At 66.7% G+C, this 18860-nt stretch carries 19 protein-coding genes and 1 riboswitch; of the genes, 6 read left to right on the forward strand and 13 right to left on the reverse strand.

Going from position 1 to position 18860, the window contains the following annotated elements; genetic code table 11:
• The 5 genes from IE126_RS17595 to IE126_RS17615 form a co-directional block, all read right to left on the reverse strand.
• Nucleotides 1-651, reverse strand: coding sequence for an RluA family pseudouridine synthase (locus IE126_RS17595; RefSeq protein WP_189381746.1), 651 nt, complete (start codon nucleotides 649-651; stop codon nucleotides 1-3).
• Nucleotides 651-1547 (reverse strand): homocysteine S-methyltransferase family protein, encoded by an 897-nt coding sequence (locus IE126_RS17600; protein ID WP_054301885.1) that lies wholly within the window; start codon nucleotides 1545-1547, stop codon nucleotides 651-653. Before IE126_RS17600 ends, IE126_RS17595 begins: the two co-directional genes overlap by 1 nt.
• Before the next feature lie 3 nt (nucleotides 1548-1550).
• Nucleotides 1551-2174, reverse strand: a complete 624-nt coding sequence (locus tag IE126_RS17605) for a LysE family translocator (RefSeq protein ID WP_189381747.1) — start codon at nucleotides 2172-2174, stop codon at nucleotides 1551-1553.
• Between the two features lie 93 nt (nucleotides 2175-2267).
• Complete coding sequence (locus IE126_RS17610; RefSeq protein WP_108129686.1) at nucleotides 2268-3137, reverse strand: FAD:protein FMN transferase; 870 nt, start codon at nucleotides 3135-3137, stop codon at nucleotides 2268-2270.
• Between the two features lie 13 nt (nucleotides 3138-3150).
• Nucleotides 3151-5193, reverse strand: a complete 2043-nt coding sequence (locus tag IE126_RS17615; RefSeq protein ID WP_229825620.1) for a 4Fe-4S binding protein — start codon at nucleotides 5191-5193, stop codon at nucleotides 3151-3153.
• 122 nt (nucleotides 5194-5315) lie between these two features.
• Here IE126_RS17615 and IE126_RS17620 point away from each other — a divergent pair, with 122 nt between their 5' ends.
• Nucleotides 5316-6083 (forward strand): ABC transporter permease, encoded by a 768-nt coding sequence (locus IE126_RS17620; RefSeq protein ID WP_108129684.1) that lies wholly within the window; start codon nucleotides 5316-5318, stop codon nucleotides 6081-6083.
• On the opposite strand, the gene IE126_RS17625 is transcribed toward IE126_RS17620, so the two are convergent.
• From IE126_RS17625 to IE126_RS17640, 4 genes are read right to left on the reverse strand one after another with little or no spacing between them, the layout of a single operon-like run.
• Complete coding sequence (locus IE126_RS17625; RefSeq protein ID WP_108129683.1) at nucleotides 6080-7114, reverse strand: FecCD family ABC transporter permease; 1035 nt, start codon at nucleotides 7112-7114, stop codon at nucleotides 6080-6082. The genes IE126_RS17620 and IE126_RS17625 overlap by 4 nt on opposite strands.
• Before the next feature lie 2 nt (nucleotides 7115-7116).
• The gene (locus tag IE126_RS17630) at nucleotides 7117-8049 is read right to left on the reverse strand and encodes an ABC transporter substrate-binding protein (protein WP_108129682.1); all 933 of its coding nucleotides are present in this window, start codon (nucleotides 8047-8049) and stop codon (nucleotides 7117-7119) included.
• Nucleotides 8050-8067: 18 nt separating this feature from the next.
• Entirely contained in the window at nucleotides 8068-8844 is a 777-nt protein-coding gene (locus tag IE126_RS17635) for an ABC transporter ATP-binding protein (RefSeq protein WP_108129681.1), read from the reverse strand.
• Nucleotides 8841-9209 (reverse strand): DUF1636 family protein, encoded by a 369-nt coding sequence (locus tag IE126_RS17640; protein WP_082400769.1) that lies wholly within the window; start codon nucleotides 9207-9209, stop codon nucleotides 8841-8843. Before IE126_RS17640 ends, IE126_RS17635 begins: the two co-directional genes overlap by 4 nt.
• 33 nt (nucleotides 9210-9242) lie before the next feature.
• A riboswitch (cobalamin riboswitch) is annotated at nucleotides 9243-9457 on the reverse strand.
• Between the two features lie 104 nt (nucleotides 9458-9561).
• Here IE126_RS17640 and IE126_RS17645 point away from each other — a divergent pair.
• Genes IE126_RS17645 through modC form a run of 4 tightly spaced genes read left to right on the forward strand, consistent with a single transcriptional unit; the run spans nucleotide 9562 to nucleotide 12563 of the window.
• Entirely contained in the window at nucleotides 9562-9927 is a 366-nt protein-coding gene (locus IE126_RS17645; RefSeq protein WP_229825623.1) for a winged helix-turn-helix domain-containing protein, read from the forward strand.
• A 60-nt stretch (nucleotides 9928-9987) separates the two neighbouring features.
• Complete coding sequence (gene modA / locus IE126_RS17650) at nucleotides 9988-10743, forward strand: molybdate ABC transporter substrate-binding protein (protein ID WP_108129679.1); 756 nt, start codon at nucleotides 9988-9990, stop codon at nucleotides 10741-10743.
• 18 nt (nucleotides 10744-10761) lie between these two features.
• Nucleotides 10762-11460, forward strand: coding sequence for a molybdate ABC transporter permease subunit (gene modB, locus IE126_RS17655; RefSeq protein WP_054301895.1), 699 nt, complete (start codon nucleotides 10762-10764; stop codon nucleotides 11458-11460).
• Complete coding sequence (gene modC, locus IE126_RS17660) at nucleotides 11457-12563, forward strand: molybdenum ABC transporter ATP-binding protein (RefSeq protein ID WP_189381766.1); 1107 nt, start codon at nucleotides 11457-11459, stop codon at nucleotides 12561-12563. Before modB ends, modC begins: the two co-directional genes overlap by 4 nt.
• Here modC and IE126_RS17665 read toward each other — a convergent pair.
• Genes IE126_RS17665 through IE126_RS17675 form a run of 3 tightly spaced genes read right to left on the reverse strand, consistent with a single transcriptional unit; the run spans nucleotide 12560 to nucleotide 16311 of the window.
• Entirely contained in the window at nucleotides 12560-13180 is a 621-nt protein-coding gene (locus IE126_RS17665) for a response regulator (protein ID WP_082400770.1), read from the reverse strand. The genes modC and IE126_RS17665 overlap by 4 nt on opposite strands.
• Nucleotides 13181-13219: 39 nt before the next feature.
• On the reverse strand, nucleotides 13220-15820 hold the full coding sequence (locus IE126_RS17670; RefSeq protein ID WP_054301897.1) for a hybrid sensor histidine kinase/response regulator: 2601 nt from the start codon (nucleotides 15818-15820) through the stop codon (nucleotides 13220-13222).
• On the reverse strand, nucleotides 15817-16311 hold the full coding sequence (locus tag IE126_RS17675) for an oxidoreductase (RefSeq protein ID WP_158640716.1): 495 nt from the start codon (nucleotides 16309-16311) through the stop codon (nucleotides 15817-15819). Before IE126_RS17675 ends, IE126_RS17670 begins: the two co-directional genes overlap by 4 nt.
• Before the next feature lie 226 nt (nucleotides 16312-16537).
• On the opposite strand from IE126_RS17675, the gene IE126_RS17680 reads away from it, so the two are divergent.
• Nucleotides 16538-18058, forward strand: a complete 1521-nt coding sequence (locus tag IE126_RS17680) for a phospholipase D-like domain-containing protein (protein WP_189381749.1) — start codon at nucleotides 16538-16540, stop codon at nucleotides 18056-18058.
• Here the strand turns inward: IE126_RS17680 and IE126_RS17685 are convergent.
• Nucleotides 18003-18755, reverse strand: a complete 753-nt coding sequence (locus tag IE126_RS17685) for an endonuclease/exonuclease/phosphatase family protein (protein ID WP_054301900.1) — start codon at nucleotides 18753-18755, stop codon at nucleotides 18003-18005. The two genes, IE126_RS17680 and IE126_RS17685, sit on opposite strands and share 56 nt — an antisense overlap.
• Between the last annotated feature and the right edge of the window lie 105 nt (nucleotides 18756-18860).

Consider the following 18860-nt stretch of genomic DNA (forward strand, 5'->3'; position numbering starts at 1 on the left):
CTAGAACGGAACGGGCGCGCTGAAGGTCTGGCTTTTCCCGGTTTCCGGATGGCGAATGCGCAGGCTTTCGGCGTGCAGCATCATACGCGGATAATCCAGTGCCTCGCCCGTGGCATAGATCGGGTCGCCCAGAATGGGGTGGCCAAGCTCCAGCATGTGCACGCGCAACTGATGGCTGCGCCCGGTCTGCGGCATCAGCCGCACGCGGGTGGTCTTGCCGTCATGGCGCTGCACGCGCCAGTCTGTGATCGCAGGCTTGCCCTGTTCGTGGTTCACATGCTGCCGCGGGCGGTTCGGCCAGTCCACACACAGCGGCAGGTCCACGGTGCCCTCTTTCGGCTCCAGATGGCCCCAGAGCCGCGCAATATAGACTTTCTTCGTCTGCCGCTTTTCGAACTGCTGGCCCAGATTGCCCTGCGCCGCCTTGTTCAGCGCAAAGACCATGACGCCCGACGTGTCACAATCCAGCCGATGTACCAACAGCACCTCGGGAAAGACCCGTCGCAGGCGCCCGATCAGGCAATCTTCCTTGCCGGGATCTTTTCCCGGCACCGAAAGCAGACCCGCCGGCTTGTCCACGATCAGAATGGCACTGTCATGGTGCAGAATCGACAGCGGCACATCGGGCGGGTTGTATTCATAGGGCGGCATCAGACGATCTCGTGACCGGCCTCGCGCAGGCGGCGTGCAAGCTCGGCAATATGCGCGGGGCCGACGTCACAGCAGCCGCCCACGATGCTGGCACCCTGCCCCACCCAGCCCATTGCGAAATCGGCATATTTCTCGGGCGTCAGGTCATGCCGGTGGGTCAGTGCCGCCACCGTCGGCGCATCCTCCAGAAACCCGTCAGAGATATGGGTAAAGCCGTTGGCATAGGCGCCGAAGGGCAGGCCAAAGCTGCCCAGTACTGCAAGCGCGTCGCCCATCGCCTCGGGGACGGAGCAATTGGCCAGGACGGCAGCCGGACCATAGTGCGCCACCAGCGGCGCCAGATCAGCCAGTGGCTCCCCCGAACGCAGGCGGTCGCCTTGGCGATCATGGACCGAAACCGACAACCACACCGGCTTGCCCGCCTGCACCGCGCCTTTCAGCGCCCCTTCGGCCTGTGCCACGGTCGACAGCGTTTCCAGCAGGATGAAATCCACCTTCGGGGCCAGAAGATGCGCGATCTCGGCCACTTTCGGCGCGGCCTCGTCCACAGGCAGGACCACGTCGTCGCGGTAGGTGGCGACCAGCGGGCCGATGGACCCGGCGATCCGCCCGGACCCATGCGCGGCGCGGGCGGCCTCTGCCGCCTCCAGCGCCGCCAAGTGGAGGGCGGCGAACTGACCATCCAGCCCGAAACGTTCCAGCCGGTCGTGGTGGATGGCATAGGTATTGGTGGTGGCGATGGTAGCCCCGGCGGCGAAGTAATCGTCGTGGATGGCCCGCACCAGACCCGGATGGTCCAGCATCACCCGCGTGGCCCACAGCGGGGTCGGCTCGTCCCCCGAACGCGCCACAAGCTCTTGCCCCATACCGCCGTCAAGCAGCGCGATCTTAGCCATTGTTCACTCCCATACCAGCCGGGCGGCAAGTCCGCCGAACATCACGGCCGCCACCTTGTTCAGGACGCCCATGCGGTGGCCCAGTGCCTGACCGGCCCAGCCCGCCAGCGCGCCATAGCTGCATGTAATCAAGGTGCCGGTGAAAGTGAACAGCACACCCAGAAGAACGATCTGCTGCCAGACCGGACCGCGCGCGGGATCGGTGAACTGCGGCAGGAAGGCGATGACGAACAGCGCCACCTTCGGGTTGAAGGCATTGGTCAGGAACCCGCGCCACAGCGCGCGCAGCGGGCTGGCGATACCACGCCCCGCCTCGGTGGCTGGTCCGGCGTGCCAGCTTTTCCACGCCAGCCACAGAAGATAGGCCGCGCCCAGCCATTTCAGTGCCACCAGCGCACCGGGATGCGCCGCCACCAGCGCGCTGACGCCCGCGGCCGCCAGCCCGACATGCCAAAGCCCGCCCAGCCCGACCCCGAGCCCGGCCACCGCCCCGGCTTTCGGTCCACCTGCCATACCCGAGGCGGTGGCAAAGATCACATCAGCACCGGGGGTAAGGTTCAGCACGATACCCGCCGCCAGAAAGGCGGCAAGCTCGGGCGCGGGGATCAGGGCTAACAGGTCGAACATCGGGGCCTCCTCTGGCATCCGGCCACAGTCGGCTGGCGCGGGTCCGATGGCAAGGGGCGCGATGGCGGTTCGGCAACGCGGCCGCCCTGCGGGTCAAAGGCTTGTCAGATTACCCGCCCGATCAACCAGCGCCACACGATGCAGACCCTGCAGCCGGGACTTCAGGTCTGCAATCGCTGCGCGGTCCAGGAACACCAGCGCGGTGGACAGACCGTCGGCCAGCGCGGCGCTGTCCGCCTCGACCGCGACGCTGGACCACAGCGGCGCGCGCCCCTGCGGATGCTGAATATGTGGCGCTCCGCCGATCAGCGTGGCGCCCGGCGCGCTCAGGGCCATGGCGGTGCCGCGCAGATGCCATTCGGCAAGCTCTCCCGCCACCGGATCGGCAATGCCCAGCCGGAACGGCCCGCCCAGGGCTGCATATTCACCCATGTTGACCAGCGCCCGGTCAAAGCCCTGCCGCGCCAGATGATCACGGACAAGATCGCTGGCAAAACCCTGCGCGACGCCGTTAAAGGTCAGCGCCTGGCCGGGTGCCAGTTGCACCCCGCCATCGCGCCGGGAAACCCGGCTCCAGCCGACCATCGCCCGTGCCGCAACCGGATCGCGCCCGTCCCGCAACGCCTGCCACACAGGTTGCACGCTGGGATCGAATGCACCGTCAGTCAATCCGTGCAGCCGGTCACACAGCGGCAGCATTTCGGCAAAGAGGGCGGAGGGCTCAAGCTGGCCTGTGCTGTTCAGCCGGGTCAGTTCGGACTCGCGGTACAGGCTGAAGGCCGCCTCTACCCGCTCCAACAGCGGTGGGATCCCGGCCAGCGCAGCCTCAGCCCCCGGTCCGGCCAGCAGCACGTCGCAGTCAGCCCCCAGAGCCTGCCCCTGCCAGCGCGCCCCGGCCCCAGCCCGGACCGGCAACGCCGCCGCAGCCGCCATGATCTGAAGGAACCGCCGCCGCCTGATCATCGCAACGCCCCCGTCATTTCGCGGCCACCAGCGCCGCGCGTTTCCGCATCGCACGGCCACGCGCGGCCAGCACCAAAGGCACGCATTGTTTCGCGTCATTATGGATCGTCACACAATCAAGGCACTGGAAACATTCAGAATAGCCAATCTTCCCATCCGCCGCGATTGCTCCGTAATTGCAGCGCACCTTGCATAACTGGCAGGGTGAGCCGCATTCCTTGCGCCGCGCGATCCAGTCGCGCCCGCGCAGCAGCCCGCCAATCGCCATCAGTGCCCCAAGCGGACAGATATAGCGGCAGAAGCCCTTGAAGGTGAACAGACCCAGCACCAGCCAGAAGCCCGCATAGGTGACAAAGATCCATTCCCGCATGAAATGCGTGGTGATCGCGGTCTTGAACGGCTCCACCTCGGCCACGGTATCCACCCGGTCGGGCGCGATGAAAACGGTCAGCACCAGCCCCGCGAGCAGAAGGTATTTCACCCGTTTCAGCCGTGCATCCCACAGCACCGAAAGCTCGATCTTCGGCAGGCGCAGCAGGCGGCCAAGGTGATGGGCGAATTCCTGCAAGGCACCGAAGGGGCAAAGCCAGCCACAGAACAGCCCGCGCCCCCAAAGCACGAACCCCAGCACCGCCGCCGCCCATACCACCAGCGAGAAGGGATCATACAGCAGGTAGGCAAAACTGCCGCCATCGATGGCGGTGCGCAGCGCCGCCAGCGGCGTTACGATGGACAGTTGCCCCTGCCCCCAGAACCCCACGAAACCGGCCATTCCGGCCAGAACCGCCAGCCGGATCGCGGTAAAATGGCGATGCCCCGACAGGCGGTTCATCCCCGGCCCCAGCGCCAGCAGCAGAACCGGCAGCAGCGGCGCCAGCGCGATCAGGTCGGGCGCCCGGTTGCGCGCGGCCTCAAGCCATTGCGGCAGAGCCTCGACAGGCTTGGCGCGCAGGAAGAACCGTTCGGGCGTGCCTGCGGCAAGAGTAAAGGTGGTCGATCCGATCTCGGGCTGGAACATGCCGTGTTCGCGCACCGCTTTGACCTGTAGGGTCCAGTCGCGCGCCGGATCGAAGCCCAGCCGCCGGTCGCTGCGCAGGATCATCGCGGTGCCTTCGGGCACGCCGGGCAGGGTGTCGAAGATCATGTCGGCATCGCGCAGCGCCACCGGCAGCCCGTCCTGTTCGGCGCCCAGCAAATCGGGCGCGGTGTTGCGCACGAAATCCGCGCTGACCAGCCCGTGCCGCCCGCTGTCGATCAGCAACAACGGCTCTTCGGTCGGGGAAAGGCTGAGGAAACGGTTCAGATCGGTCAGCGCATCCGGCGCCAGCACGGCCCGCGCAATGCTGGGCGGCCCGATGTCCACCAGCCAGAGGTCAAGAAACAATCCCTGCGGATCGGCCTGCGCCTCCGGGTCGTCATCTGCCCAGATCGTTCCAGCGAAGGCCGCGTCCAGTTCGGCATTCGTAACCCGCAAGTGCCGCGCGATGCCCTGATCCACCAGTGCCTGCCAGTCCAACGCCTCGTCATGCGCGGGGTCGGGGGTGGCGGGGGGCACGGACTTGATGCCCTGCATCTTTTCCCGCGCGACCTCCAGCGTGGCCGCGAGGATCGATTCGTGCGCGATGCGGACCGAGGCCGTGGCCTTCAGCACCCCGTCCAGATAGACCAGCCCGCTGCCCGCACCGGCATCACCATAGGGCACACCCACCACCATCGGGGTATTGATCGAATGGCCACGATATTGTTCCAGAAACTTGCGGAACGGCGCCTCGCCCAGACCGGAGACGAAGATCGGCTCGTTATGCGAAATCAGCCGCACGTCGATAAAGCGGCCATCCAGATCCAGCATCACCAGCATATTGATCGGCCCGCCGGAAAAGCCGGGCAGCGGCGCCATGATCGCGGTTTCAAACACATAGCCCGCCTCGGCCCCGCCAGAGTTCAGAAGGCTCCAGACCCCCTTGTCATTCACCGGCTCGCCCAGCGCATAGGGCGGCACGACGAAAGCCGCGATCTGGTCGCGGTCCAGCGGCGCGGCAAGGGCGGCGCCGGTCATCATAACCCAGCAAAGAACAAGGTGCAGGATACGCATGCGCCAGACTAGGCATTCGCGCGCCTGCCCGAAAATTGGACGAAGGTCGCAGCGCGGGCGGCAGTGGGCGGCGCTATGGTCGGAGGATGGAGCCTTCCGCCCGCACCCCGGCCGACCGGCTGATCTTCCTGCTGTCGCTCACCGGCTTTGTGGCCTTCTGGTGGGCGCTGTCGCTGTTGCGGGGCGAGCCGCGCATCCTGCCCGCCCCACCCGAAGTGGCAGCGGTCCTGTGGGAGGAGGCCAGATCAGGGCGGCTGTGGCATCACATGACGGCGACGCTGGTGCGGGTGGCACTTGCTTTCGGCCTGTCGATGGCGCTCGGCACGGTACTGGGGGTGGCGCTGGGCCGGTTGCCCCGGCTGAACCGCTGGCTGGACCCCTGGGTGCTGATCTTCCTCAATCTGCCCGCGCTGGTCGTCATCGTGCTGTGCTATCTGTGGATCGGGCTGAATGAGGTGGCCGCCATTGCCGCCGTGACCATCAACAAGACCGCCATGGTGCTGGTGACCATGCGGGAAGGCGCGCGCACGCTGTCACCCGAGCTGAACGACATGGCCCGCGTCTTTCGCCTGTCGCGCCTGATCTGGGCGCGGCATGTGCTGCTGCCGCAGCTTGCGCCCTTTCTGGTGGCCAGCGCGCGGGCGGGGCTGGCGATCATCTGGAAGATCGTGCTGGTGGTGGAGTTTCTGGGCCGCTCCAGCGGCATCGGCTTTCAGATCCACCTGAAATTCCAGCTTTTCGAGATTGCGGGCGTCCTGGCCTATGCACTGGCCTTCGTCGCGGTGATGCTGGTGATCGACCTTGCGCTGATCCAGCCCGCCGAACGCCGCGCGGCGCGCTGGCGGCGTGGTTAGCGCCGTCGCGCCATCAGCCAGATGAAGAACAGCCCGCCGCACAGGCCGGTCACGACGCCAATGGGCAGATCTTCGGGCGCCAGCACCACCCGCGCCGCAGCGTCAGCCCCGATCAGGAACACCGCCCCCGCCAGTGCCGATCCGGGCAGCACGCAGGCATTGTCGCCCCCGACAAGCATCCGCACCAGATGCGGCATCATCAGCCCGACAAAGCCGATCAACCCGGAGAAGGCCACCATCACCCCGGTGATCAGCGCGGCGGCGACAAAGATCGCCAGCCGGAATCGCGTGACCTCGACCCCAAGGCTTACGGCGGTTTCGTCGCCAAGGCTCATCGCGTTCAGCACCGGCGCCCGCGACCAGAGCCACAGGCCCACCGGCAGCAATACCGCCAGCGGCCAGAGAAGATGCGACCATTGCGCAAGGCCCAGCCCGCCCAGCATCCAGAACACCACGGTATGCGTGGCGCGCGGGTCACCGAGGAAGATCAGGATATTGGCCCCGGCCATGATGATAAAGCTGACCGCAACCCCCGCCAGCACCAGCCGGTCCGCCGCCCCCGCGCCGGTCAGCGCCACAACGCCCAGCACCAGCGCCGTGGCCGCCAGCGCCCCGCCGAAGGCCATCAGCGGCACGGTCAGCAGGCCAAGGAACATGCCCGTGTGTAACAGAGCCGCAATCGCACCGAACGCGGCGCCCGAGGAAATGCCCAGCAAATGCGGATCGGCCAGCGGGTTGCGGGTAACGGCCTGAAGCGCCGCGCCCACCAGACCCAGCCCGCCGCCGACCAGAGCCGCCAGCAGCACGCGCGGCAGGCGGATCTGCCAGACGATATTCGCCTGCCCCACACCCCAGTCGGGCGTCACCAGCCCGGGCAGCAGCCGGTCGAGCAATACCCCCCAGACGGTGCCCGGCGCGATGGCGACCGATCCAACCGAAACCGCAAGGCTGACCGAAAGCGCCAGCCCCAGCAGCACGGCAAGGGCAAGGCCCGCCCGGCGCGGCAGGGCGCGACGCAGGGCGAGCCGCATCGTCACTGGCCCGCGAACCCGGCGACCAGCTTTTCGACCGCGCGGATATTGCGCGGCCCCGGCGTCGCCTCGACATATTCCAGCACGACGAAGCGATCATTCTTCACCGCGTCGATATCCGCGAAGGCCGGATTACCCTTCATGAAGGCGATCTTCTGTTCCGCCGTCACATCGCCGTAGTTCACGATCACCACGACCTGCGGATTGCGCGCCACCACCGGCTCCCACGCCACTTCGGCCCAGCTTTTGTCCAGATCATCCATGATGTTGACGCCGCCCGCCGCCTCGATCAGTGCGGTCGGCATGGCGTATTTGCCGGCAGTGAACGGCGCCTCTTCGCCCGAATCGTAAACAAAGACCCGCAGCGGATGGTCGTGGTCCACGCCCTTCGTCGCCTCGGCCAGCCGCGCCTTGTAACCTGCGACCAGCGCCTCTGCCCGATCCTCGACGCCGAATATGCGGCCAAGGTTCAGCATGTCCTGATACATGTCCTGCATCGTGCTGCGTGCTTTCGGCCCGATATGGATGCAGCTTTCGGTCAGTTCGTAGGTCTTGATGCCGAAAGGTTCCAGCGTTTCGGGCGTAACCTCGCCGCCGACCTTCATGCCATAATTCCAGCCCGCGAAGAAGAAATCAGCCTCCGCCGCAGCCAGAACTTCCTTGCTGGGGTATTTGGCCGAAAGCTCCGGCAATTCGGCGACGCCCTCGCGCATTTCGGGGTCCAGCGTCTTCCAGCCGGAAATGCCGGTATAGCCGACCATGTGGTCGCGCAGGCCGAGCACGAGCATCATTTCGGTCAGGTTCACATCATTGGAAATTGCGCGCGTGGGTGCGGCGTCGAAGGTCACATCACGGTCGCAGCTTTTGACGGTGACGGGGAAGGCAGCAGCCGCACTGGCAGACAGCAGCAGCGCCGCAAGGGCGAGACGGATCATCGGAAACTCCTGATCGGATCAGAGGTGAAAGGACAGGCGCGGGCCGGTGCCGCTGTGGTCGATCCGGCCCCGCACCTGAAAGGCGGTGTGCAGCAGATCCTCGTGCAGCACCTGATCGGGCGGACCATCCGCCAGCATACGGCCGCCATGCAGGATCAGCATGCGTTCGGCAAATTCCGCCGCCAGCGGCAGATCGTGCAGCGTGGTCACCACTGTCAGGCCGAGATCGCGCAGCAGCCGCAACAGATCAAGCTGGTGGCGGATGTCCAGATGGTTGGTCGGCTCGTCCAGCACCAGAATGCGCGGCTCTTGCGCAAGGGCACGGGCAACCATGACACGCTGCCTTTCACCCCCGGACAGGGTGCCGAAACTGCGGTCTGCGAAGGCTGTCAGGTCCAGCCGGGCCATGGCGGCGTCGATGATGGCGCAATCAGCCTCACCGGGCAGAGCGAGCCCGCTGCCCCAGCCCTTGCGATGCGGCAAGCGGCCCAAAGCCACGATCTGCCGCACACTCAGCACGAAATCGGTGGGTTGCTCCTGCACCACGGCAGCCACGATGCGCGCGGCCTCGGGCGCTGACATGAGCCACAGGTCGCGCCCTGTAACCGATACCGTGCCCCGCCGGGGCGGCTGGTGGCGATAGATCAGCCGCAGAAGCGAGGTCTTGCCCGCCCCGTTCGCGCCGCAGATCGCCATGATCTGCCCCTGCGGAACGGAAAAGCTGATATCGGTCAGGATGTCGGGCCGGTCCTTCGGACCCCAGCAGACCGAGCGGAACTCCAGCGCCGGGGTCATTGGATCGCCCCCGCCGCCGTGCGGATGACCGCAGCCGCAGGGCGCACGGTTCCGGCCACCAGCGCGTCGATATCCTGGCCATCTTCGACATCGCCAAACAGCCAGGTCTCGCCCGAGGCGACCCGCCAGGCCAGGGTGCAGGGCCGCTGGCAGCCTTCGACGCACAGCGTTCCCGACAGCTCGAACTCTGCCCCCACACCCGCCAGCGCCAGGGCGCCGCGCAGCTGGATCAACAGGTTCAGGCCGGGTCTGCATTCGCGCCCGACATGTGGGCAGGACTGGCAGACAAGCATCTGATGCGGCGCGGGGCGCGCGCCGGTTTCGGTGGAAAGCGCGGCCATCGGCCTGCGCGGGGATCTGTCCATACGATCTCCTTCCCGGGGCACCCCGCCCGGTGGTTGTTGCGGTTCTCGATGGCAGGTCTCCTGACTCGCGGGTCGCAGCTTGCCCCGCCTTCCCGGCCCCGCAGTTCGGGGTCCAGTGGCATTGGGGGTCGCTCGCCGCTTACAGTTGCGGGGGCAGTCACGGAATTGGCGCCTGATGGCTACACCGCACCGTGTTCCCTTTTCACCCAGCGTCGCATTTGCCGGGAACCATCGGCGGCCAGAAGCGCATGACTCGGCGCCGCCGTCAAGCCCGGGCACGACAAGCGGCGCACCCTTGCCTGTCGGCGCGCCGGCGGCGATGATTGCCCGAGACACCCGGAAAGGCCCGCCGATGACCAAGCTGAAGCTGCGCATCCTGTTCGACACCGCCATGCTTGGCCCCGGCAAGGCCGAGCTGTTGCAGCGCATTGGCGAGACCGGCTCGATCGCCGCAGCCGGGCGACAGATGCAGATGAGCTACAAGCGGGCGTGGTCGCTGGTGGAGGAAATGAACGCGGCCTTCCGTGAGCCGCTGGTCAGCAGTGCGCGGGGCGGGGCGGGCGGCGGCGGGGCGCAGGTGACAGAGACCGGGCAAGAGGTGCTGCGCCGCTACCTTGCGGTATTGGAGGCCGCCGAACAGGCGGGGGCGGCAGAGGTGACCGCGCTGGAGGCCTTGCTTGCCCCTGCGACCAAGGCGGATATGTCTGAAAAAAAATAACGCTTGCGTGACCGGGAGGTGCCTGCCAGATATGTTTTCCGAAACATATCGGAGTCTCCCATGTCCCGCCGTCTTGCCCTTACGCTTGCTTTCGCCCTCGCTGCCAGCCCTGCCGCCGCCGAGGAGGTCGTGGTCTTCGCCGCCGCGTCGATGAAGAACGCGCTGGATGACCTGGCCTCGCAGTGGCAGGCGGAAACCGGCAATCAGGTGGTGATCAGCTATGCGGGTTCGGGCAAGCTTGCGCAGCAGATCGTTGCCGGGGCGCCCGCCGACATCTTCGTGTCTGCCGCCCCGAACTGGATGGACGAGGTGCAGAACGCCGGGCTGGTCGTGGAGGGCACGCGCGAGGATCTGCTGGGCAATACGCTGGTGCTGATCGCGCATGGCAAGGATGCGGCGCCGGTTGAGATCGGGGCGGGCTTCGATCTGTCCGCGTTGCTGGGCGACGGGAAACTGGCGATGGCCATGGTCGATTCCGTGCCTGCCGGGCAATATGGCAAAGCCGCGCTGACGGCGCTGGGTCAGTGGGACAAGGTGGAACCCGCCGTCGCGCAATCCGACAACGTGCGCGCGGCGCTGGCACTGGTGTCCACCGGCGAGGCACCCTATGGCATCGTCTATGCCACCGATGCTGCCGCTGATGACAATGTGACCGTGGTCGGCACCTTCCCCGCCGACAGCTATCCGGCCATCGTCTATCCCGCTGCCCTCTTGACCGGGGCGGCAGATGCGGCGGACAAAGCCTTTTACGAGGCGCTTTCGGGCGAGGCAGCGCATGCGGCCTTCAGCGCGCAGGGCTTCGCGATCCTGAAGTAAGGGCCTGACCGGCGGCATATGACAGACTGGCTTTCCCCCGACGAATGGCGCGCCGTGGCGCTGTCACTGCGCGTCTCGCTCTGGGCCGTGGCCGCCAGCCTGCCCTTTGGCATTCTGACTGCCTATGCGCTGGCTCGGTGGGAATTTCGCGGCAAACAGGTGCTGAACGGCATCGTCCACCTGCCGCTGATCCTGCCGCCAGTGGTGACGGGCTATCTGCTGTTGCTGACCTTCGGGCGCAAGGGCGCGGTGGGCCAGATCCTCGACCAGTGGTTCGGCATCGTGCTGGCCTTCCGCTGGACCGGCGCGGCGCTGGCCGCCGCCGTGATGGCTTTCCCGCTGATGGTGCGGGCCATCCGGCTGGCGGTGGAGGCGGTGGACCCCAAGCTGGAACAGGCAGCAGGCACGCTGGGTGCCTCGCGCCCTTGGGTGTTCCTGACCGTGACGCTGCCGCTGATCCTGCCCGGCGTTCTGGCGGGCACGATCCTTGCCTTCGCCAAGGCGATGGGCGAATTCGGCGCCACCATCACCTTCGTGTCAAACATCCCCGGCCAGACGCAGACACTGCCTTCCGCCATCTATGCCTTTCTGCAAGTGCCCGGCGGAGAGAAGGAGGCCGCGCGTCTGGTGCTGGTGGCGGTGGGCATCGCCATGGCCGCGCTGATGCTGTCCGAATGGATCAGCCGGGCCGTCGCGCGCAGGATCGCCGGGACATGACGCTGTCGGTGAACCTGTCCCATCGCTTTGGCGACTTCACGCTGGATGTGGCGTTCGAAGCACCGCCGGGTGTGACGGTGTTGTTCGGACGTTCCGGCTCCGGCAAGACGACGGTGGTGAATGCTGTTGCGGGTCTCTTGCGCCCTGACCACGGTCGCATCATCGCAGGGGGCGAGGTCTTGCTGGATACCGAAACCCGCACCTTCCTGCCGCCACATCGGCGCAGGGTGGGGTATGTGTTTCAGGACGCCCGGCTGTTCCCGCATCTGACCGTGCGGCAGAACCTGCTATATGGCCGCTGGTTCGCGCACCGCCGGGGACCGGACAATTTCGCCCGCGTGGTCGATATGCTGGGGATCGGCCCCTTGCTCGCCCGGCGTCCCGCCGCGCTGTCAGGGGGCGAGAAAAGCCGTGTCGCCCTGGGCCGTGCCATCCTGTCGGAACCGCGCCTTCTGCTGATGGACGAGCCGCTTGCGGCGCTGGACGAGGCGCGCAAGGCCGAAATCCTGCCCTATCTGGAGCGGCTGCGGGATGAGTTGCATCTGCCCATCCTCTACGTCAGCCATTCCATGCCCGAGGTGGCGCGGCTGGCCACCACGCTGGTGCTGATCGAGGCGGGCCGCGTGGCCGCCGCAGGCCCGGCCACCGAACTCCTGTCCGACCCCGCTGCCGCACCTGCGCTGGGACTGCGCGAGGCCGGGGCGATCCTCTCCGCACGGCTGGCGGTGCCGGACGAGGACGGCCTCAGCCGTCTGGACTGTAGCGCAGGTCCGCTGTGGTTGCCGCGCGTGGCGGGCCGGGCGGGCGACAGTTTTCGCCTGCGCATCCTCGCACAGGATGTCATGCTGGCGACCATCCGCCCCGAAGGGATTTCGGCGCTGAACATCCTGCCAGCCGTTGTGCGGGAGGTCAGGCTGGGCGAAGGCCCGGGTGCGCTGGTGCAGCTGGAAGCGGGGGACGAGATGCTGCTGGCCCGGATCACCCGCCGCTCTGCCGCCGCACTGGAGCTGAAGCCCGGTCAGCAGATTCATGCTGTGCTGAAGGCGGTCTCTGTCGCGCAGGAAAACGTGGGCCATGGCAGACCCGGCGCGGACAGTCCCTAGTCCAGCATCATCGCCGAGGCGAGGATGACCGCATGCGTGCGGTTGCGTGCGTTCAGCTTGGCGCAGATCGACTTGACGTGCATCTTGACCGTCACCTCGCTGAGCCCCATGCGCAGGGCAATTTCCTTGTTCATCAGCCCGTCGCGCAGAAAGCCCAGAGTCTCGCGTTCGCGCGGCGTCAGATCGGGTTGCCAGGGCCGGGGGGCAACCGGATCGAAGCCTTCGGGCAGATAGATCTCGCCCCCCAGAATGCGGTGGATCGCGGCCGCCAGCTCCTGCGCCGGTGTGCTTTTGGGGATGAAACCGCTGGCCCCGCGCGCCAGCGCGGCAGTCACCATCTCGGGTTGCGCCTGACCGGAGAAAACCGCGAGGCGCCCGCCCGCATTTTCCGCAATCAGTGCCGCCACGGAATCCATGCCGTGAACGCCGGGCATCGAAAGATCCAGAAGCACCAGCGAAAAGCAGCCATGGCGGGCGATGGCCGTGCGGGCCGTCTCGAAGCTTTCGACGGCCACGACCTCGTCAAAGCCCTGCGCGCGCAAATGCGTGGCGACGAGATCCCGGATCAATTGGTGATCGTCGGCAATAAGCAGGCTCACGCGCGGCGTTTCAGCCAAGACAGCTCCTCCTGATTACTGCGCAGCAGTGTCGACCGCCTAATATCCGGCTGGCGGCTTGCCCGGTGGAGTATCTGCCTTTTGCGCGGTCTCCGCAAGCAAGGCCGTGACGAGTTGTCGCCTCAGACGCGCCCATTCGGCTGTCAGCCGCGCATGATGCACCGCCATGCGCCCGCCAGACCGCGCGGCGCCTTCGGCCTCGGTCAGTTGCGCGCAAATCCGCTTTGCCCCCAGCAGGGCACAGGCCCCGTTGAAGCGATGCGCGGCCTCTGCCAGACGGGCACCTTCGCCCACTGGCCCGTCCAGCAAGGTGAACAGCTGCCGGGCTTCAACATCAAGCTGATCCAGCGTGTCCCGGCAGGCTTCGGGCGTCAGGAAACCGCGCAGTTCTGACGCGATGCGGGGATCGAGTGTGGGCAGCGCACTTTCGGCCTCGGGGCCGACACCGGCCCGCAGGATATCGGTCAGCCGGGCAATGGTGATGGGTTTGACCAGAATTTCGGTCAGACCCGCCGCACGAATGCGGCGCAGGTCTTCCGGCAGGGCATGGGCGGTCACGGCGATGATGCGCGATGTGACCCCCATCGCCCGCATCTGGCTGGCCATGCTGAGCCCGTCCATGCCCGGCATGCTGACGTCGGTCAGGACCAGATCGAACTCGCCTTCGCGCACGGCCTGCAGGGCGGCTTCGCCACTCTCCGCCTCCTGCACGCGCTGGCCCAGATGTTCCAGCATCGCCCGTGCCACCGCGCGGTTGGTGGGATGGTCCTCGACCAGCAGGACATGCGACGCGGGCAGATCCGCCGTATCTGGCTGGACAGGCGGCAGCGGCATCACGCCGCCCCGCTGCGGCGCCTGCATCCGGGCGGTGAACCAGAAGGTGCTGCCCGCCCCTTCGCGGCTGGTCACGCCGATCTCGCCCTGCATGAGTTCGACCGACCGGCGCGCGATACCAAGGCCAAGCCCGGTCCCCTCGACCCGCCGGTCATATCCGCCGTCAAGCGTTTCAAACACGTCGAAGATGCGGCCCAGCTTGTCGGCGGCGATGCCCGAGCCGGTATCGTGCACCTCGACCCGCACCAGCCGCGACGGGCCTGCGATATGCACCCGCAGGACAATGTGGATCGTGCCCTGACAGGTGAACTTGGTGGCATTGCCCAGAAGGTTGCGCAGGGTCTGCACGAAGATGCGCCGCGGGCCGGAGACCTGCGCCACATCGGCGGGCGGCAGGTCAAGCACGATCCGGTTGCCCGTGCGCTGCGCCAGTGGCCCCATCTGTTCGGCCAGATCCTCGATGACCGCGTTGAGATCGAAGGTCATCTCTTCCGCGCGCAGCGCCTCGGCATCGAGGCGGGTCAGTTCCAGAACGTTGTTGATCTGGTCCAGCGCCGATTGTGCCCCTGATTCCGCGATGCCCAGATACCTGCCCTGCACCGGGGTCAGGCTGGTAGTCTGGTGCAGCAGATCCAGCGCGGCAATCACCCCGTTGAGCGGCGTGCGCATCTCGTGGCTCATCACCGCCAGAAAACGCGACTTCGCCTCTGCCGCATCCACAGCGGCATCATGCGCCTCGCGCAGATCGCGCTCGGCCCGCACCAGATCCGAGATGTCGCGCAGGAAGGCAAACAGCACCGGCGCGCCGTCACTGTCGCGGTCCTGCGCGACGGCCAGTTCCAGCGTGACCGGCGTGCCATCGGGGCGGCGGGTTTCCAGCGCGATCCGGCCGGGCGGCAGCTCGCCCCGCAGCATCTGCCCGACCGGATCGACCAGCGTTGCGGTCTCGTCCCCGTCGTCTCGGACAGAGCGCGCCCTCGGCAACAGGCTTTGCAGATCGGTGCCGACAATGCGGTCGCGCGGCAGGCCGAACAGACGCTCTGCCGCAGGATTGACGCGCAGGATGCCCCCGTCCGGTCGCGCGGCGATCACCCCGTCAAGCGATGCAGCCAGCGTCTTTTCCAGGGTCGACCGCGTCCGCCATTCGGCCCGGCGCTGAGTATAAAGCTGTTGGGACAGCAGCATCATCATGGCGCTGACACCCAACAGAATTACGATCAGTACCATTGCGAGCAGCGCGCTGCGGGTCATCAGCGCGCCCAGTTCGGCCCGGCGCTGGGTATTGGCCTCAACGATTCCGGCCAGTGCCTCGACCACGAAGGGCCGCATGAAACCGGCCAGGCGGTCCGCCATCGGCTCGATCCGGGTCAGCGACGGTCGCAACAGATAATCCGGCACGTCGATCTGGCGCGTGAGATTGGCGCTTTCGCGCACGATCATGCGCCAGTTCCTGCTCTGGCGCATCTGGTTCAGCGCCGCCGACTGGCGCAGATACCCGTCGATCACCTTCAACCGGCTGAGATAGATGTCAAACGCCCTGCGCAACTGCGGCAGGGTTTCGGGATCATCGGGAAAGCGAATGGCCCGGTTCAGAGCCATGCGGGCTTTCAGTTCCTCGACCTCAAGCTGCGCGAAAAGCCAGCTGGTATTGTCAGATTGCGACACACGCGCATCGTCCAGCCGCAGGCTGATCTGATAGGCGTTCACTGACAGCAGGCCCAGCCCCAGCAACACCAGCGGCAACAGCACCACAGCCAGAAGCCAGCGCGGGGCCCGCCCGTCAGGGGGTTCCTGCCCCTCGCTCACGGCGTGACAGCAGAAATGGCGATCAGTTGCCACACGCTTGAGGCATAGATGATTTCATCCTGATAGCGGATGTCGCTGTCAAACGGATACATCACCCACAAAGGGCCGTTGTCGCGCACCGTAAATTCCGCGCCATTGATCCGGGTTGCGATGATCGGTGCCTTTTCCTCGATCTCGGCCCATTTGAGGTCAATGGCGTAATCGTTCAGCGCCAGAAGCTGCACATCCCCGCCCTCGATTCCGCTTTGTTCCAGAACAGCCTTCAGCGGCGGCCCGGTAAAGGTGGTCGGCTCTTCGGTCCAGATGGTTCTGGTGGTGAAGCTGACCTGCGGCAGCACCTCCAGCGCCGCGCGGTCGAAATCGTGCTGCGCGCCATCGGCAGCGGTCACCGTCAGCAAGACATCTTCCTGCCCGGCCGCCACGGCAGCGAAGGCACAAAGCGACAGGCTGGCCCCCAACAGCACGTTTCGCGCGGGCAACATCCGGGTCATGGTTCCAATCCGAAAGCAAAATCCGACCGATCATATCAACCCCAAGGAAAGTCCGGCAGCCCCAAAAGGCCAACCCATACTTAAGGTCAGTCAGACCGCACGGGTGCCCTGGCCGGGGCCCGGAACGGCAATGCTCGACATCCGCAGGGGTTCGCCACATGATGCCGGGGCTGCGGGCCAGGCACCGGACCCCGGACCACCGGCCAGATGCATCGGAGGGACACCTATGCTTATCCCGGTCGTGGCCAGTTTCGGGGCACTGCTGGTTCTGGCCACACTCTGGCTGCGCCTGTCCTTCGCGCGGCTGGCCCGCCGGGGTCACGAGACTGATCCCCCGGTCGGCACCTTCGCCTCCCCCCTGGCGGACCAGGTCGCGGCGCTGCACCTGCCGGAGGCACGATCCGGCTTCACCCTGCTGAGGGACGGAACCGAGGCATTTGACGCGCGGCTGGCCCTGATCAAGGCCGCGCGGCGCAGTCTCGATCTGCAATACTACCATTGGGCCGATGATGACTCGGGTCGCCATCTGCTGCACGCCTTGCAGGCGGCGGCAGATCGCGGCGTACGCATCCGCCTTCTGATCGACGATTTTGGCGCACAGGGGCTGGACCCGGCGCTTGCCGCGCTGGCCTCGTCGCCCGGCGTGGCTGTGCGGCTGTTCAATCCCGCGCGGCTGCGGCGCTGGCGCAATGTGAACCTCGCGCTGGATTTCGGCAGGCTGAACCGGCGCATGCACAACAAGGCGCTGGTGGCTGACGGGGATTGCTGCATCCTCGGCGGGCGCAACATCGCCGATGAGTATTTCGCCGGGAACGGGCAGTATCACTTCATCGACTTCGACGTGTTCGGGGTCGGCCCGGTCGGACAGATGGTGACCGAGGATTTCGAACGTTACTGGACCGCACGCGCGGCAATCCCCGTGCGGCATCTGGTCTCCGCCCGGCCGATGCCCCCGCCCGCCGCCCGTTCCGACGCCGCCACGGGAGAGGCCACGCCGGTGGACGCACTTCTGTCGGGGGCACTCGTCCCCGCTATCGGCGGGGTCGAGGTTGTCAGCGACGATCCTGAAAAGGTTCTGGGCCGCGCAGGGTTGCGGCGGCTGGCCATTCACCGGATCAGCGAGCTTCTGGCACAGCCACAGAGCAGTCTCGATATCGTTTCGGCCTATTTCGTGCCCGGCGGCGCGGGCCTGCGGCGGCTTCAGGCGCTGGCGCGGCGCGGGGTACGGGTGCGCATTCTGACCAACGGCCAGCAATCCACCGATGTGACCATGGTGCATTGCGGCTACGCGCGCTATCGCCGCAGACTTCTGATGGCAGGGGTCGAGATTGCTGAACTGAAGGGCGGCGAGGGGCTGGAGCCTGAAAGGCGGCGGCTGGGTGAACGGCTGCGCGGCACCCCAAGCCGCAACAGCCTGCATGCCAAGACCTTCGTTGTGGATGCGCGTCGGCTGTTCGTCGGATCATTCAACCTCGACCAGCGGTCCATGTATCTGAACACCGAAATCGGGCTGATCATCGACGCCGCCGATCTGGCGGCCGAGTTCACCCGGCTTCTGGAAAGCGAGATGCGGCAAAGCGTCTATCATCTTGGCCTGCGCGCAACACCGCGCGGGCACCGGCTGATCTGGCGCGAGGATCTTCCGGAGGGCGGGGTGGCCGAACATGACAGCGACCCCGGAACATCGGCGCTCAGCCGTCTTTTGCTGCGTCTGGCGGGGCGTCTGCCGATCGAGTGGCTGCTCTGACCCGCGCGACCACAGGCAGATGATCGGAACTGCGGCGCGCCAGCGGCGTGTCATGCACCGCAGCCCCGAGCAGTTCCAGCCCCTGCCCCGCATAGATCCGGTCCAGCGCCAGACGCGGAAAGGGTGCGGGGAAGCTGGCCGCCATGCCGGGTGGCCCAAGCTGTTCGTCCAGGGCGGCAAGCGACCGGCTGGGCCAGCGGCGCCATTCATTCATATCGCCCAGCGCGATGACCGGCCGGTCGGCATCCGTGGCCAGTTCGGCCAGCAGCCGCGCCTGCCGCTGCCGCGCCGAGGCCAGCAGGGACAGATGCGCCGCGATCACCCGCAATGGCCCGAGGCCCGCCATCTCCAGATCCGCGACCAGCGCCCCACGCGGATCGGGGCCGGGCAGATGCAGAACATGCACCGCCTCGATCCGCGCCGCCCGGACCAACAGGATATTGCCGTGCCAGCCATGTGCCGCACCGCCCAGCCGCTGCGGCACATCCACCGGCAAAAGCCCGGTTTCCGCCGCCAGCGCCGCCGTATCAAGAACACCGCGACGCTGCCCGAACCGCCGGTCCGCCTCCTGCAAGGCCACGATATCGGCGCCCAGCGTGGCAATGACCCGCGCCGTGCGATGCGGGTCACGCCGGAAATCGGTGCCGATTCCCTTCTGCACATTGTAGGTGGCGACGGTAAGGACAGGGGGCTGCATGGCTGATGCTTGCCCCGCCAGAGGCCCGGATACAAGGGTCATCCCGCGCCCCGCGCGGCCCTGGCGGTTCAGCGGCCTGTCACAAATCTCGGACACAGCCGTCAA

It is taken from the genome of Gemmobacter nanjingensis, assembly GCF_014652195.1.
In the GTDB taxonomy this organism is placed as follows: Bacteria; Pseudomonadota; Alphaproteobacteria; order Rhodobacterales; family Rhodobacteraceae; genus Gemmobacter; species Gemmobacter caeni.